Source organism: Evtepia sp., from assembly GCF_056797215.1.
In genome coordinates this window covers 1-11,783 of sequence record NZ_JBQILM010000046.1, presented here as the reverse complement: position 1 = coordinate 11,783, position 11,783 = coordinate 1, and the positions used below count along the sequence as shown (strand labels likewise).

Below are 11,783 nucleotides of genomic sequence, written 5' to 3'. Positions count from 1 at the left end.
CTCTCCCGGAACTACAACTACCGCAACAAGTCCGCCCGCCTCTATGAGCTGGGCCGCACCTACTGGGGCAGAGAGGACGGCATGGCCGATGAGCCCAAAATCCTCTCCCTGGGGCAATATGGCCCGGAGGAAAGCTTCTTTACCCTGAAAGGTACCGTGGAAGCCCTGTTGGAGAGCATCCGGGCAGAGAACATCTCCTTCGTGGCAGAGAGTGGCAACCCCTCCTACCACCCCGGCCGCTGCGCCAAGGTCTATGTTGGGGAGACGGAAATCGGGGTGTTGGGGCAAATACACCCCCTGGCTGCCGCCAACTACGACGTGGACGCAGAGCTTTACTGCGCGGAGCTACGCTTCGACGCCCTCATGGCCGCCCGGGGCGCTGACCCGGAATATGCCCCCCTGCCCAAGTTCCCCGCTGTGACCCGGGATATCGCCGTGCTGGTGGACAGCAGCGTCACCGTCAGCGCCCTAGAGGGCTGCATCCGCACCGCCGCCCAGGGGCTGCTGAAAGAGGCCGCCCTCTTCGACATTTATACTGGCGCCAACCTCCCCGACGGCAAGAAATCCGTGGCATTCAACCTGGTCCTCCGTTCGGACGAGCGCAGCCTCACCGCCCAGGAGGCCGACGACGAGCTGGCCTTAATCCTGAAGGCCCTGGAAAAGGACTTCGGCGCCACGTTACGCTAATTTTTTCCTGGCTTTTCGTCCTTTTCCCCTTTACTTTCTTGGGTTTGCGTAGTATGATAGGATTGTTGCAAGTTTTATTTCATAAATAGGGGGGATCGCAATGGATACAGAATTTACCCGAAAGTTTCAGGTTCCTTTGGAGCGGGACAATGAAATGAAGACTATTTTGATGGCCGTCTATGACGCCCTGCAAAAGAAGGGATACAATCCCATCAACCAGATTGTCGGGTATATCCTCTCCGAGGACCCCACCTATATCACCAACTACAACAACGCCAGAACACTGATCCGGAAGCTGGACCGGGATGAGCTGCTCCAAGAGCTGGTGCGGCAGTATCTGTCCAGTTGACGATATTGCTTGAGGATGTAGAAACGGCGCCCCCTTCTTGCGGGGGCGCCGTTTTTTTGCGCAATAGAACCTGATTACGCCTGGATGTCTACCCCACCGGCAGGGGCAACCTCCACCATCCCAGCTTGCGCTGCATATTCCTGGGATACCTGTTCCATAGACGGGCCGAACTGCTCCGCCAGCGCCTGGCTCTGGGCCCGCAGCTCCATCCGGGTGGCGGCCATCTGGGCTTGGAGCCGGTTGTCGATCTCCGTTTCCCGCAGGTAGCCGGATTCCCGGATCAGGCGCATGGATTTGCGCCGGGTAAGCTCCTGCTGCAAACTGGCAGACTTCCGCTTTTGTTTTTCCAGCTTGGCCTTGCGCTGCCGGGCTTTGATGATATCCTCTTTTTGGAGCTCCCGCTTCTTCTTCCCTGCCCGACCCACGGCCTTTTGCAGCTGGCGGATGGCGGCCTTGATGCGTTCGGCGTTCTCGCTGTCGCTGCGCAGGGCAGACTGGAAGCGGACAATCTGCCGCTGGGCATAGCTGGCCGCAGCGTTGACCTGGCCTTGGTTCCTGGCCCGGGCCAAGCGGGCATAGGCCATCATGGCAGCGTCCCCATATTGGGCGCTGTTCTGCTTGAGCTTCAAGCTGTCCCGCCGCTCCTCAGCCTTCTCCTTGGCCTGCTGCAACATCTCTTTGAGGTTGTTGATCTCATCCTCTCCCCGTTTCGCAACAGCCCCAACGGTCTGTTCTTGGGAGACATCTTCCCCCGCCCCGGGCTGAGGGTTTTGTGCCTTCGTGCTGTGCTGGACCACTCCGGTCATGGGCACAGCGGAAACCTTCATCTCGTTCATACGCTGTCCCTCCTATTGATTCTATCGGCAGCTTCGGACCGGAACAAAAGCGTCCACGGAAAATTTTAGGGCCCTTCACAGCATTTCCCGTAAAAGAGGAATTTTTCGGCAAAATAATCCTAAAATCCGGTTGACAAGCAGGGCCAGACGTGCTATGATAAGCAAGTCCCATGAGACGAGGATATGCGCGAGTGGTGGAATTGGCAGACTCGCTAGATTCAGGTTCTAGTGTGCAATACGCACGTGCGGGTTCAAGTCCCGCCTCGCGCACCACAGAAAAAGCCTTGTAGCACAACAGCTACAAGGCTTTTCTCTATCTTTTGGCAGACTGTTTTCCCTTTCTGTTTCCCTTTAAGAGCCAGACAGAGATTTTATGTAGGCATCCATCCGGGCGGCGCTGTCCTGCTTCATCTGGTCTGTGACATGGCCGTACACATCCAGGGTAAAGGCTGCGGTGGCGTGACCGAGATTGCCTTGCACAGTTTTGATATCATCCCCGGAGCGAATCGCGGCCACTGCGTAGGAATGGCGTAGGTCATGGAATCGGGCTGTTGGGCAGCCGATGGCGGCGGCGATTTTCTTGAAATGAAGATATACCGTCTGCGCCGACAGATGCTGTCCAATCTCATTGGTGAACACCAGTCCGCTGTCCTCCCAAAGCGGGCCGACCTTTAGCCTCTGCTCGTTCTGCTTTGCCCTGTGGCGCTTCAAGAGGGCCATTACCGCGGTTGCTGGCAGGATCACCCGCCCCTTCCCGTTCTTTGGGGAAACCAGGTGGTAAACTCCTGTGCCGCCTCGCTCTTTTTGAAGCTGTTTGTTGATGGTGATGCTCCCACGGTCAAAGTCCACACAATCCCATGTCAGCCCCAGGACTTCCCCTTGGCGCATTCCCGTGAACAGTGTGACAAGGAACACCGCTTCAAAGGGATGGCCCTTTACGGCCTCAACAAACCGCGCTGTGTCGCCCTCGTCTAAGGGCTTTAGCTCCTGGCGCTCCACCTTTGGCAGGGTGCAGGCATCCGCCGGATTGGCGCGGATGTAGTCCACGGCCACAGCCTGTTGTAGGGCCTTATGGAGGACGCCGTGGACGTTCTTAATGGTCTTGGGGGACAGGCCGGGCTTGTCTTTGCGTGGCTTCCCCAGGCCATTGTAAAAGGCCTGGATGGTGGGCGCAGTCAGCGCGTCCAGCTTCACTGCCCCCAGGGCGGGCTTGATGTGGTTTTTGATGGTGGAGCGGTAGGAGTCCACTGTCCGGGGCTTGACCCCGCCCAGGTATTCCGAAGCCCACACATCCAGCCACTGCCCAACGGTGAGCTTAGACGGGGCGGTATATGTCCCCTGGTTCACCTCTACGGCTGCGGCCTGCATCTTCTCCCGGACTTCCTTCTGTGTCTTACCGGAGAAGGACCGCTGCACCTGCTTCCCGGTGCCAGGGTCCCGGCCTGTGGTCACCCTGGCCTCCCAGTAGGTATACTCTTTCCCATTGCGGGTGACGGTCTTTTTTCGGATGGTTCCGCCGCCCTTTGCTGACTTTTTTGCCATGATGTGCTCCTTTCTGATTTGACACCACGGCGCTTTTCGGATATAATAATAGGCGCACTGGTGCCATGATTGACTGTCCTGGTATTTGTTGTGCATCGCCCCGTCAGGTGTTGGTAGCGCCTGGCGGGGTTTCTTTTTGCTCAAATTCATGCTTTTTCGCGTATATACGAAGAAGCAGGGTGCGTGGAATTTCCCGCACGGGGGGAAGAAGCAATACCTCCGATGACGGAATTCCGGCATCGGACCGTTGTGTGGTAAGAGTTTCAAACGTCCCTCAAACGGGAAGTTTGAAAATTCTTCCCATTTGAGGGAAAAATTTGAATCTAAGTCAAGGGGGTATACGGCGTCCCCCCCCCCAATAACGAGGAAAGGGGGCTCAAATTTAATCCCCCTTTGGCGGCTCCCCCACGGGTATTTCCCCTGCGGGGGTACGGGAATTTCCATATCCTCTAATCTCCCGCTGACGGCTCCCGCAACCCCTCCGGGGCCTGGGTGGTATCTGTACCCTCTGTGGGTGGCGGGGGCGTTTGTGGGACCGCTGGACGCTCTCGACGGTTAGAAAACCACCCTTCTGTATCACTGATTTCCTTTCCCTCGCTCACCAATTCGGAAAGACTAAATTTTGTAAAAGTTTTCAAAGATTGCTCCAGGGTTTCCAGCTGACGTGGCGGGAGCAGATATAGCTTTTTCCGTTTTCGATCTATGCAAAGGTCATGTTCTTCTCCTTCGTACTCATAGCCCATGATGAACTCATAGCCTAGTGACTTCAAATAATCCTCCAGCCCTATGGATGCCGCCACATCAGCCCGGCTCATTGTGGCTGTTTCATCCCCCAGCAGATAAAGTGGAGAAACACCCAAGGCAGCGGCTATTTCTTTAAGCTGTTCTGTACGGGGCTGACGAACCCCACGCTCATATTGTTGGACCGAAACTGTTGCAACTCCAGATTTCTCGGCAAGCTCCCGCTGCGTAAGACCGATGGATTTTCTGCATTCACGAATACGTTCACCTACACTCATAGAATCACCTCGTTACTAGGATATCACAAAAAGATAAAACATTCAAGCGAATTGCAAAACATTTTAAAACACTATTGACACATTCGATGGAATGATATATAATACATTCAAACGAACGATATCGGAGGTGAACAACGAATGACAATCAACACAATGCGCATCGAAACCATGTTGGCGGAGCATGGTCTGACCAAAGCGGCCTATGCGGAAAGCTGCGGGATTTCCCGGCAGAACGTCAGCACCATCCTCCGGCGCGGGACCTGTGAGCCTAAGACCGCTGGCAAGCTGGCGGCAGGCCTGGGGGTTCCTGTGGCGGAAATTATCGAGAAGGAGGGCTAACCCATGCCAGACGCGATTCTTACCGTACCAGAGGCGGCAAAGCTGCTCAAGGTGTGCGACAAGACCGTGTACACCTGGACCCACCGGGCGGACTTCCCCGCCCTGAAGATCGGCAACACCACCCGCATCCCCTATAACTTACTGATGGACTGGGTAAACGCCCAGGCGAAGAAAAATGGAGGTATGGCACTATGAAAACAACGATGACCATCCAACTGCGGACCTTTGATGTCAGCATCAAGGACCACCGCACCGGAGAACAGCGCAAGGACCTAATCGTCCTGACCAAGGCCCAGCTGCAAGCGGCGCAGCTGGTTGGACAGTCCAGCAAGGAGCTGATCGAGCGCCTGTACAATCGGCAGGGCTATGGGGTGCAGGATATCGGGAGAGCCAAAAAGCAGGAGGTTTGCCTGGACTTGGAGGAGATGGTCCGGCAGTATTCGGAGCACCAGGACGCCAAGGCCAAGTGGGAATATCTGTATGGGGGTGGTGTTGATTGATTCAAGTAAACAACCTTCCCGCCCAGCTGCGGAAAACCGGCCTGTTCTGCTGCTGGCGGTATGAGGAGCGGGGCGGTAAGCGTACCAAGATCCCCTACAACCCCCGCACTGGCGGCAAGGCTCAGAGTACTAACCCGGCTACTTTCGCGCCGCTGGACGTGGCCCTGGAGGCCTTGGAGGGCGGCGGAGGATACGACGGGGTCGGTGTAGGACTTTTCGGCAACCTGGGCACTATCGACATCGACCATTGCATAGATGAGGCCGGGGAGCTGTCGGAGCTGGCCCTTGATGTGGTGGACACCATGCAAGCATACACGGAGTATTCTCCCAGCGGCAAGGGCCTGCGTATCCTATTCACCGTTCCAGAGGGCTTTCCGTACGACAAGGCCCGGTACTACATCAACAACCAGAAAGCCGGCCTGGAGATCTACATAGCCGGGAGTACGCAGAAGTATGTCACTGTCACCGGGGACTCCCTCACCTCCGGTCTGGACTTGGAGGAACGGGGGGAGCAGCTGGCGGCGGTGCTGGAGAAGTACATGGTCCGGCCCAAAACAAAGACGCCCACCCCCGCCGCTCCGATGGACTGGGGCGCGGAGATTGGAGGCAGTGCGATTGACGTGGATGATATGGCTCTGATCGAGCGGGCCAAACGTGCCAAGAATGGGGCGCAGTTCTCCGCCCTATGGGCTGGGGACGTCAGCGGGTACAAGTCTGCCTCCGAGGCTGACATAGCCCTGTGCAATGCTCTGGCCTTCTGGACCAACAAGGACCCCGTCCGGATAGACCGCCTTTTCCGTCAGTCCGGCCTTATGCGGGAGAAGTGGGACAGGCCCCAGAGCGGCAGCACCTATGGAGCTATCACCATCCAGAACGCCGTCAGCACCATGACCGGCCCAGGATATGACCCGGTAGTGAGCCGACAGCAATCAGCGGCGCAAGACTTCGGGCCGAACAGAAAGACCCCTAGCATGGATGAGCTACTTGCTCTGTTCAAGCCCCTGGAGGACTTCCCTGAGGAGGAAGCAAAATGGCTGGTGCCAGGATGGATACCGGAGGGTCAGATATCCGTCATTGCGGCAGACGGCGGTATCGGCAAGACAACTCTGTGGTGCCATATCATTGCAGCATTGAGCAACGGCGCTACCTGTATCCTGGACCCGCCGGGCCATACCCGGGAGGCTATGCGGATCACGTTCTTGACGACCGAGGACAGTGTAAGGAAGAAACTGCGTAAAAAGCTGCGGCTGGCCGGGGCCAACATGAGGAACATCATCACACCGGATTTTGTCGGAGATCGTTCTGGCCTGTTGCGCAACCTGAAATTTGGAACCCCAGAAATGGACAAGGTGCTTCGTTATCTTCACCCCGTTTTGTGCGTATTCGACCCGGTACAGGGCTTCACACCACCAAAGGTGAACATGGGAAGCCGCAACGAAATGCGCGATTGCTTGGCCCCGCTGATCTCCATCGGGGAGGACATCAACACCACGGCGCTGATCGTCTGCCACACCAATAAGCGACCAAAGGCCAGCGGGCGGGACCGCATCGCGGACAGCGCCGATCTGTGGGACATTGCCCGGTCTGTCCTCATGGCAGGCTTCACAGAGGAACAGGGGGTGCGCTACCTATCTAACGAGAAAAACAACTATGGCCCCTTGCAAGAGACCATCTTGTTTACCATCGACGCAGACGGTCTGATTCACAAGGTGGGTACTAGCTGGAAGCGGGATCGCGAATATGTCATGGGAGCTGAACAAGCAAAGTCTGCCCCTGTTCGAGAAGATTGTATGGCTTTCATTGTGAAGACGTTGAATGAGGCCGGAGGCACTATGCCAACTGCTGAATTGGACAAAAAGGCTGAGCTAGCTGGATACAGTTTCAGCGCCATCAAAAGGGCGAAATCCAGCTTGAAAGCTGAGGGGAAAATACGGAGCTTTCCCACTGGAGGCAATTCAAACAGAATATGGAACCTCCAAATTCTGACCTCTCCGGAAGAGGACTTTAAGGAACTTCCAGTTGAAACGCCCACACCTTGGGATGGGCAGACAGGTCAACTTGATCTAAATGGTCAAGTATAGGATTTTCCTTAGAGCCGCAACGGTTTCCGTACTTGACCACCTGGTATAGTACGGAGTAAAAATAGCAAGTACAGCAAGTACAGCTCGTGTATTTGACCACCTGGTATAATACGCAATCCATTGTGGTACAACGGTTTTCGCGTACTATACCACTTCAAAACAATCTGACGGACAACGAAAGGAGAACAACACCATGGAACAACTGATATGCCCCCTGGATGAGGTCCCCTGTGAGCGTGACTGTCCAGATCGTTACATCGACCAGCCAGAGGGTGGCTGCATCCTGACCACGGCCCAGGAGCTAGGCGCACAAATTATAAGCCTAGGTGATGGATTGGCCGGAATACTATATGTGCCCAGAGAAAGGAGAAACACACATGAGTAAGCACAAACATTTCCACGACTGCCAGACGGCGAAGCATATGCTCCAGCATGGATGCAGGGAGCGCATCGGCCCGTTTCAGGGCTGGCCCCCAAAGCCTGTAAAAAAGACCGCTCTCCGTGCTGCGAACACCGAGAGCGGCAAAGAGACCAAGCAGGACAACTAATCAAACAAGGTCCGCCCCTATTGTAGCAGGGGTGGAGAAAGGAAGTCAAGTATGAATTCTAGGTATCTAATCCAGGAGCATCAGCTGGAAGAAATAGATAAGACGTTGGATGTCTTACAACTGGCCTGGCGCATCACAAACGAAGGTGCTGACTGTCCGGTTTCTCCCGGCGTGATTGCCTCTACAATCTGGGTAGCACATCAGAGCATCAGCGAAGTGATAGACGCTGTTCGGGAGCAGGGTAACAAGAGGGATATGGCGTGAAGTGGAAGTGTACCTATTCGCCGGAGGAAGATCGGGAGGTAGCCGCTAATCTGGCATTCCTTCTCCAGCGGTATCCTGACGCAAAGGTCCGGCGGGACAACTCTAAGGCCCCCAAAATGGCCCTATATGTGACAACTAGAAATTGCAAAAACCCTTGCAGCACAAAGGAAAAACCTTGACCGACACCCCCCCTCTATGGTATAATTAACGTGAAAATAGGCACGGGATGAGTACCACCCTTCGGGGGAATGTCTGTGGCGACAGGCGCGGGAAAACGGTTTGATGATCGTTTCCCGTGCCTGTTTTTTTATCTCCTGGGTAGACACAGCCCACCCAGAGCAGATTAGGGGTTACCCGGTCGGCTTGGATGGGCGGCATCCGTTACTTGGCGGGCGCCACCCATCTTGTCCAGGTCCCTTACCCCAAGCCCGGTCAATAGTCCGGGAGGTGCCGGGGGTGTTCCCGGAAGGTTAGGGGTCTGGAACTGGGTGCGCTCTGTCTGTCCAGGGGATAGAATCAGCCCAAACTCAAGGGCGTAAAACTGGAGGTACATCATGAGCGAGATCATCAACCAGAACGGCCAGCAGTCCACAACTCCCACCCCGGAGGCCAGCGGGGGACAGGGCAGCGAGAGGACGTTCACACAAGAAGAAGTAAATCGCATCGTTGCTGACCGGCTGGCCCGCGAGAGAGCCAAAGCAGAGCCATCCCCGGCAGACGAGCGAGAGCAGGCATTGAAGGCCCGCGAGGCGCGATTAGACTGCCGGGAATACCTGGATAGCAAGAATTACCCGGCGGAGTTCCTGGACGTGCTGGACAGCTCTGACACGGCCAAATTCAAAACCGCTGTGGATAAGCTGGTGAAAGCCTTCCCGGCTATCACTAGAGGCCGCAGCAAGTTTGAGGGGTGGAGACCAGGAGAGAGCAATAAGCTCACTGGCGGTGGTCCTGACCCCATCGCGGCAGCGTTCAAGCCTGAAATCTGAGATTTTAGGAGGGAGCCATAATGGCTATCGATCTGGTAACCAAATTTCAACCATACACTGATGAGCAATTTGCCACGGAGAGCAAGAAAAGCCTTGTCACCAACCAGGACCTTGACTGGACCGGGGCGCACACTATCAAGGTTTACAAAATCACAACGTCCCAGATGAATGACTACGGGCGCAACGGCCCCGCCCAGGGGAATTGGAGCCGGTACGGCGCTGTGGCCGACCTGGACGCCACCACCGAGGAATTTACCTTGACCCGTGACCGTTCTTTCACCTTCACTATCGACAAGCTAGACACGGACGAGACTGCCCAGCAGGTGGCAGCAGCCGCCGCCCTGGCCCGGCAGAACCGGGAGGTGGTGATTCCCGAAGTGGACGCCTACACCTACAATGTGATGTGTGCCAAGGCAGGCTACAAGCCTGCTGCAAAGGCGCTGACCCCCGAAACCATCTATGAAGAGGTCCTGGCGGCTTCCCTGGCCATGGATGATGCGGAGGTCCCGGAGACGGACCGTGTACTGGTGGTGACGCCCGCTGTCTATGTGCTGATGAAAAAGTGCAAAGATATCGTGATGGAAACGGATGTGGGCAACGACCTACGCTTGAAAGGTGTTATCGGCATCCTGGACGGGATGAATGTGCTGAAAGTCCCTGCTGTCCGCCTGCCCAAGGGCTTTGGCTTCCTGGTGGCCCATCCCTGCGCCACCGTGGCCCCGGTGAAGTTGGAGGACTACACCATCCACGAAAACCCGCCCGGCATCTCCGGCGCACTGGTGGAGGGTCGTATCTGTTATGATGCCTTTGTCTTGGACAACAAAGCTAAAGCAATCTACTACCAGTCCCAACCTGTTACCACTCCCCCCAGCGGAGAGGACAGCGAGTAAACCATGTCCAGCAAGAAACGGTTGAAAATGTCCACACCTGGAGAAGTCCGGCGGACAATCAACCGTATATCCAATATGCTGCTCAATGGGGAAATAGACCCTAAGACGGCCAACGCAATCCTTTATGGCTGCAATATCTGCCTTGGGGCTATCCGTACCGACGAGCAGCAGACGAAACTAGACGAACTGGAAAAGCTGGTGGAGGAAAACAGAAAGAGATGAACGCATTTCTAAAGCGTGTGGAGCGCGTCAAGGCGGCCCTGGTGGGCCGCCAGCTCTCCAATGTGACACTAGTCTATGCGGACGCTTCCCGCAATACCGTGGGCATCCTGGCGGCCGTGGACGAGATTTGTAGGCGGGAGGATGTGGTTGATGTTCTGGCCCAGGATGAAACCACGTCCTCCCTACTTCGGGGTATGCTCGACCCCTGGGACTTCTCTGATCTGGAGGAACTGGCAGAACAGCAATAACCACCCGTATGTTTTTGGAGGTTGTAGCCTATGGACTGGAAGCAGGAAGCCATTGACAAGCTGAAAGGCTACGACACCCAGCGCCAAGCACTGGAGGATATCTCCCAGGAGCTGGAGCGCCTGGGAGACGCCTATACCGGTATTCGGGCCGCACGGTTGGACGGTATGCCCAGGACTGGAAGCAGCGCCAGCAGCCGGGAAGATGCTATGATCTCCAACATCACCCGCCGGGACGATCTCAAGCGCAAGCTGAAGGAAGCCGAGCTGTGGGTGTCCATCGTCGAGGGCGGGTTGTCCGTCCTGGATGATGAGGAACAGCTAGCGCTGGAGTACTGCTACATACACAAGGTCAAGGGTTCCATCAATGAGCTGTGCTATCAGCTGAACATAGACACCAGCGCCGTCTACCGCCGCCGGGATCAGGCTTTGCGCCGGTTCACTCTGGCCCTGTATGGGCCGCTTCCGGGGTTGTGAGAGGGTCGGGGAATCCGTTTTCCTGACTCTTTCTTTTTCCCTTGTTTTTTCCCTTTAGCGGTCCGTGTGCTGTTCTGCGCCATTCCAACGATTTCTGCAAAGTTGTTGTGCCACAACGATTTTATTAACTTTCGTTCTGCGGCATTTCAACAGATACGGCATATGTGGAAAATTCAAGTCCCGCCTCGCGCACCAGCCTGTGTTGATGAAAAAGATGCAGGAGAAAAAGCCACACATTTGTGTGGCTTTTTCGCATATTCTGCAACAAAATAGGCCAAAATCACGAAAAAGAGTCAAGTTTTCCAGAAATAGGGAGCGCGATTCAAAAATCACACAAAAAAAGATGCCAGCAAGTCGTTTCCGCAGCCGCAGGGACTCGAACTCTTTCGTACAGCTAAAAAAGAAATGTGATTGCCAGACGCCGTCTGCAGCCTGCCGAAATCCCGGCAGGCCGCAGGCGGCGTTTTTGCTTTCCCGGGGTTGTTTGGATTGGTAGTTCTGCCTGCATTGTCCATCCTTCCTTGGTGGTCTTGGTCATCGCTTTCCTGCCTGCTTTCGAGTATACTTGCCTCAAGATCAAACAAGGAGGATATCCCATGGAAGAACGAAAAAACCTCTGCGCTCTCATCCCCATCGAGCTCCACAACCAAGTGACGGAAGCCAGAGAGCAGCTAGGCCAGACCACCGGCGAGTACATTGTCAACGCCAATTTGAAATTGTAAGAAAACGCCGAAGAAATTTTGTAGTTTTTCGGCGGGGGGGGGTAACAAAACTAAGCGTTTCCTTGCTCAAAAAGAG

Annotated in this window: 18 protein-coding genes and 1 tRNA gene; 16 read left to right on the top strand and 3 right to left on the bottom strand. The window is 55.5% G+C overall.

Annotated elements, in window-relative coordinates; all coding sequences use genetic code 11:
- Positions 1-687: phenylalanine--tRNA ligase subunit beta-related protein (locus ACTOZL_RS09440; RefSeq protein ID WP_482478111.1), on the top strand; the 687-nt coding region annotated here is incomplete at its 5' end.
- A 100-nt stretch (positions 688-787) separates the two neighbouring features.
- Positions 788-1,036 (top strand): IreB family regulatory phosphoprotein, encoded by a 249-nt coding sequence (locus ACTOZL_RS09435; protein ID WP_482478110.1) that lies wholly within the window; start codon positions 788-790, stop codon positions 1,034-1,036.
- A 74-nt stretch (positions 1,037-1,110) separates the two neighbouring features.
- Here ACTOZL_RS09435 and ACTOZL_RS09430 read toward each other — a convergent pair whose 3' ends face one another.
- Positions 1,111-1,872: a hypothetical protein gene (locus ACTOZL_RS09430; protein WP_482478109.1), complete on the bottom strand. Its 762-nt coding sequence runs from the start codon at positions 1,870-1,872 to the stop codon at positions 1,111-1,113.
- Between the two features lie 185 nt (positions 1,873-2,057).
- Between ACTOZL_RS09430 and ACTOZL_RS09425 the strand changes: the two genes are divergently transcribed.
- Positions 2,058-2,145, top strand: a tRNA-Leu gene (locus ACTOZL_RS09425).
- Between the two features lie 78 nt (positions 2,146-2,223).
- On the opposite strand, the gene ACTOZL_RS09420 is transcribed toward ACTOZL_RS09425, so the two are convergent.
- Both ACTOZL_RS09420 and ACTOZL_RS09415 read right to left on the bottom strand, forming a co-directional pair.
- The gene (locus ACTOZL_RS09420) at positions 2,224-3,414 is read right to left on the bottom strand and encodes a tyrosine-type recombinase/integrase (protein ID WP_482478107.1); all 1,191 of its coding nucleotides are present in this window, start codon (positions 3,412-3,414) and stop codon (positions 2,224-2,226) included.
- Between the two features lie 449 nt (positions 3,415-3,863).
- On the bottom strand, positions 3,864-4,433 hold the full coding sequence (locus ACTOZL_RS09415; RefSeq protein WP_482478106.1) for a helix-turn-helix domain-containing protein: 570 nt from the start codon (positions 4,431-4,433) through the stop codon (positions 3,864-3,866).
- 138 nt (positions 4,434-4,571) lie between these two features.
- Here ACTOZL_RS09415 and ACTOZL_RS09410 point away from each other — a divergent pair, with 138 nt between their 5' ends.
- The 13 genes from ACTOZL_RS09410 (at position 4,572) to ACTOZL_RS09350 (ending at position 11,707) form a co-directional block, all read left to right on the top strand.
- Positions 4,572-4,772, top strand: coding sequence for a helix-turn-helix transcriptional regulator (locus ACTOZL_RS09410; protein ID WP_482478105.1), 201 nt, complete (start codon positions 4,572-4,574; stop codon positions 4,770-4,772).
- 3 nt (positions 4,773-4,775) lie between these two features.
- On the top strand, positions 4,776-4,967 hold the full coding sequence (locus ACTOZL_RS09405; protein WP_482478104.1) for a helix-turn-helix domain-containing protein: 192 nt from the start codon (positions 4,776-4,778) through the stop codon (positions 4,965-4,967).
- Entirely contained in the window at positions 4,964-5,272 is a 309-nt protein-coding gene (locus ACTOZL_RS09400; RefSeq protein ID WP_482478103.1) for a hypothetical protein, read from the top strand. Before ACTOZL_RS09405 ends, ACTOZL_RS09400 begins: the two co-directional genes overlap by 4 nt.
- Positions 5,269-7,353, top strand: coding sequence for a phage NrS-1 polymerase family protein (locus ACTOZL_RS09395; RefSeq protein ID WP_482478102.1), 2,085 nt, complete (start codon positions 5,269-5,271; stop codon positions 7,351-7,353). The genes ACTOZL_RS09400 and ACTOZL_RS09395 overlap by 4 nt, the downstream gene beginning before the upstream one ends.
- Positions 7,354-7,546: 193 nt before the next feature.
- On the top strand, positions 7,547-7,738 hold the full coding sequence (locus tag ACTOZL_RS09390; protein WP_482478101.1) for a hypothetical protein: 192 nt from the start codon (positions 7,547-7,549) through the stop codon (positions 7,736-7,738).
- Positions 7,731-7,901, top strand: a complete 171-nt coding sequence (locus ACTOZL_RS09385; protein WP_482478099.1) for a hypothetical protein — start codon at positions 7,731-7,733, stop codon at positions 7,899-7,901. Before ACTOZL_RS09390 ends, ACTOZL_RS09385 begins: the two co-directional genes overlap by 8 nt.
- Positions 7,902-7,952: 51 nt before the next feature.
- Positions 7,953-8,165, top strand: coding sequence for a hypothetical protein (locus ACTOZL_RS09380; RefSeq protein WP_482478098.1), 213 nt, complete (start codon positions 7,953-7,955; stop codon positions 8,163-8,165).
- Positions 8,166-8,719: 554 nt separating this feature from the next.
- Positions 8,720-9,151, top strand: a complete 432-nt coding sequence (locus ACTOZL_RS09375) for a hypothetical protein (protein ID WP_482478097.1) — start codon at positions 8,720-8,722, stop codon at positions 9,149-9,151.
- Positions 9,152-9,171: 20 nt separating this feature from the next.
- Positions 9,172-10,041 carry a phage major capsid protein gene (locus ACTOZL_RS09370; RefSeq protein WP_482478096.1) on the top strand — a complete coding sequence of 290 codons (870 nt, stop codon included), beginning with the start codon at positions 9,172-9,174 and terminating at the stop codon, positions 10,039-10,041.
- 3 nt (positions 10,042-10,044) lie between these two features.
- A complete protein-coding gene (locus ACTOZL_RS09365) occupies positions 10,045-10,263 on the top strand; it encodes a hypothetical protein (protein WP_482478095.1) in 219 nt (72 codons plus the stop codon).
- Positions 10,260-10,511, top strand: a complete 252-nt coding sequence (locus ACTOZL_RS09360) for a ferredoxin reductase domain-containing protein (protein ID WP_482478094.1) — start codon at positions 10,260-10,262, stop codon at positions 10,509-10,511. The genes ACTOZL_RS09365 and ACTOZL_RS09360 overlap by 4 nt, the downstream gene beginning before the upstream one ends.
- Before the next feature lie 30 nt (positions 10,512-10,541).
- Entirely contained in the window at positions 10,542-10,985 is a 444-nt protein-coding gene (locus ACTOZL_RS09355) for a hypothetical protein (RefSeq protein ID WP_482478092.1), read from the top strand.
- 596 nt (positions 10,986-11,581) lie between these two features.
- Positions 11,582-11,707, top strand: coding sequence for a hypothetical protein (locus ACTOZL_RS09350; protein ID WP_482478091.1), 126 nt, complete (start codon positions 11,582-11,584; stop codon positions 11,705-11,707).
- The last annotated feature ends 76 nt before the right edge of the window (positions 11,708-11,783 follow it).

Excerpts from the sequence above, each read along its gene's own strand:
- ACTOZL_RS09435 (WP_482478110.1), top strand. The coding sequence starts at position 788 with ATGGATACAGAATTTACCCGAAAGTTTCAGGTTCCTTTGGAGCGGGAC.
- ACTOZL_RS09370 (WP_482478096.1), top strand. The coding sequence starts at position 9,172 with ATGGCTATCGATCTGGTAACCAAATTTCAACCATACACTGATGAGCAA.
- ACTOZL_RS09375 (WP_482478097.1), top strand. The coding sequence starts at position 8,720 with ATGAGCGAGATCATCAACCAGAACGGCCAGCAGTCCACAACTCCCACC.
- ACTOZL_RS09385 (WP_482478099.1), top strand. The coding sequence starts at position 7,731 with ATGAGTAAGCACAAACATTTCCACGACTGCCAGACGGCGAAGCATATG.
- ACTOZL_RS09365 (WP_482478095.1), top strand. The coding sequence starts at position 10,045 with ATGTCCAGCAAGAAACGGTTGAAAATGTCCACACCTGGAGAAGTCCGG.
- ACTOZL_RS09405 (WP_482478104.1), top strand. The coding sequence starts at position 4,776 with ATGCCAGACGCGATTCTTACCGTACCAGAGGCGGCAAAGCTGCTCAAG.
- ACTOZL_RS09410 (WP_482478105.1), top strand. The coding sequence starts at position 4,572 with ATGACAATCAACACAATGCGCATCGAAACCATGTTGGCGGAGCATGGT.
- ACTOZL_RS09350 (WP_482478091.1), top strand. The coding sequence starts at position 11,582 with ATGGAAGAACGAAAAAACCTCTGCGCTCTCATCCCCATCGAGCTCCAC.
- ACTOZL_RS09430 (WP_482478109.1), bottom strand. The coding sequence starts at position 1,872 with ATGAACGAGATGAAGGTTTCCGCTGTGCCCATGACCGGAGTGGTCCAG.
- ACTOZL_RS09355 (WP_482478092.1), top strand. The coding sequence starts at position 10,542 with ATGGACTGGAAGCAGGAAGCCATTGACAAGCTGAAAGGCTACGACACC.
- ACTOZL_RS09360 (WP_482478094.1), top strand. The coding sequence starts at position 10,260 with ATGAACGCATTTCTAAAGCGTGTGGAGCGCGTCAAGGCGGCCCTGGTG.
- ACTOZL_RS09380 (WP_482478098.1), top strand. The coding sequence starts at position 7,953 with ATGAATTCTAGGTATCTAATCCAGGAGCATCAGCTGGAAGAAATAGAT.
- ACTOZL_RS09420 (WP_482478107.1), bottom strand. The coding sequence starts at position 3,414 with ATGGCAAAAAAGTCAGCAAAGGGCGGCGGAACCATCCGAAAAAAGACC.
- ACTOZL_RS09415 (WP_482478106.1), bottom strand. The coding sequence starts at position 4,433 with ATGAGTGTAGGTGAACGTATTCGTGAATGCAGAAAATCCATCGGTCTT.
- ACTOZL_RS09400 (WP_482478103.1), top strand. The coding sequence starts at position 4,964 with ATGAAAACAACGATGACCATCCAACTGCGGACCTTTGATGTCAGCATC.
- ACTOZL_RS09390 (WP_482478101.1), top strand. The coding sequence starts at position 7,547 with ATGGAACAACTGATATGCCCCCTGGATGAGGTCCCCTGTGAGCGTGAC.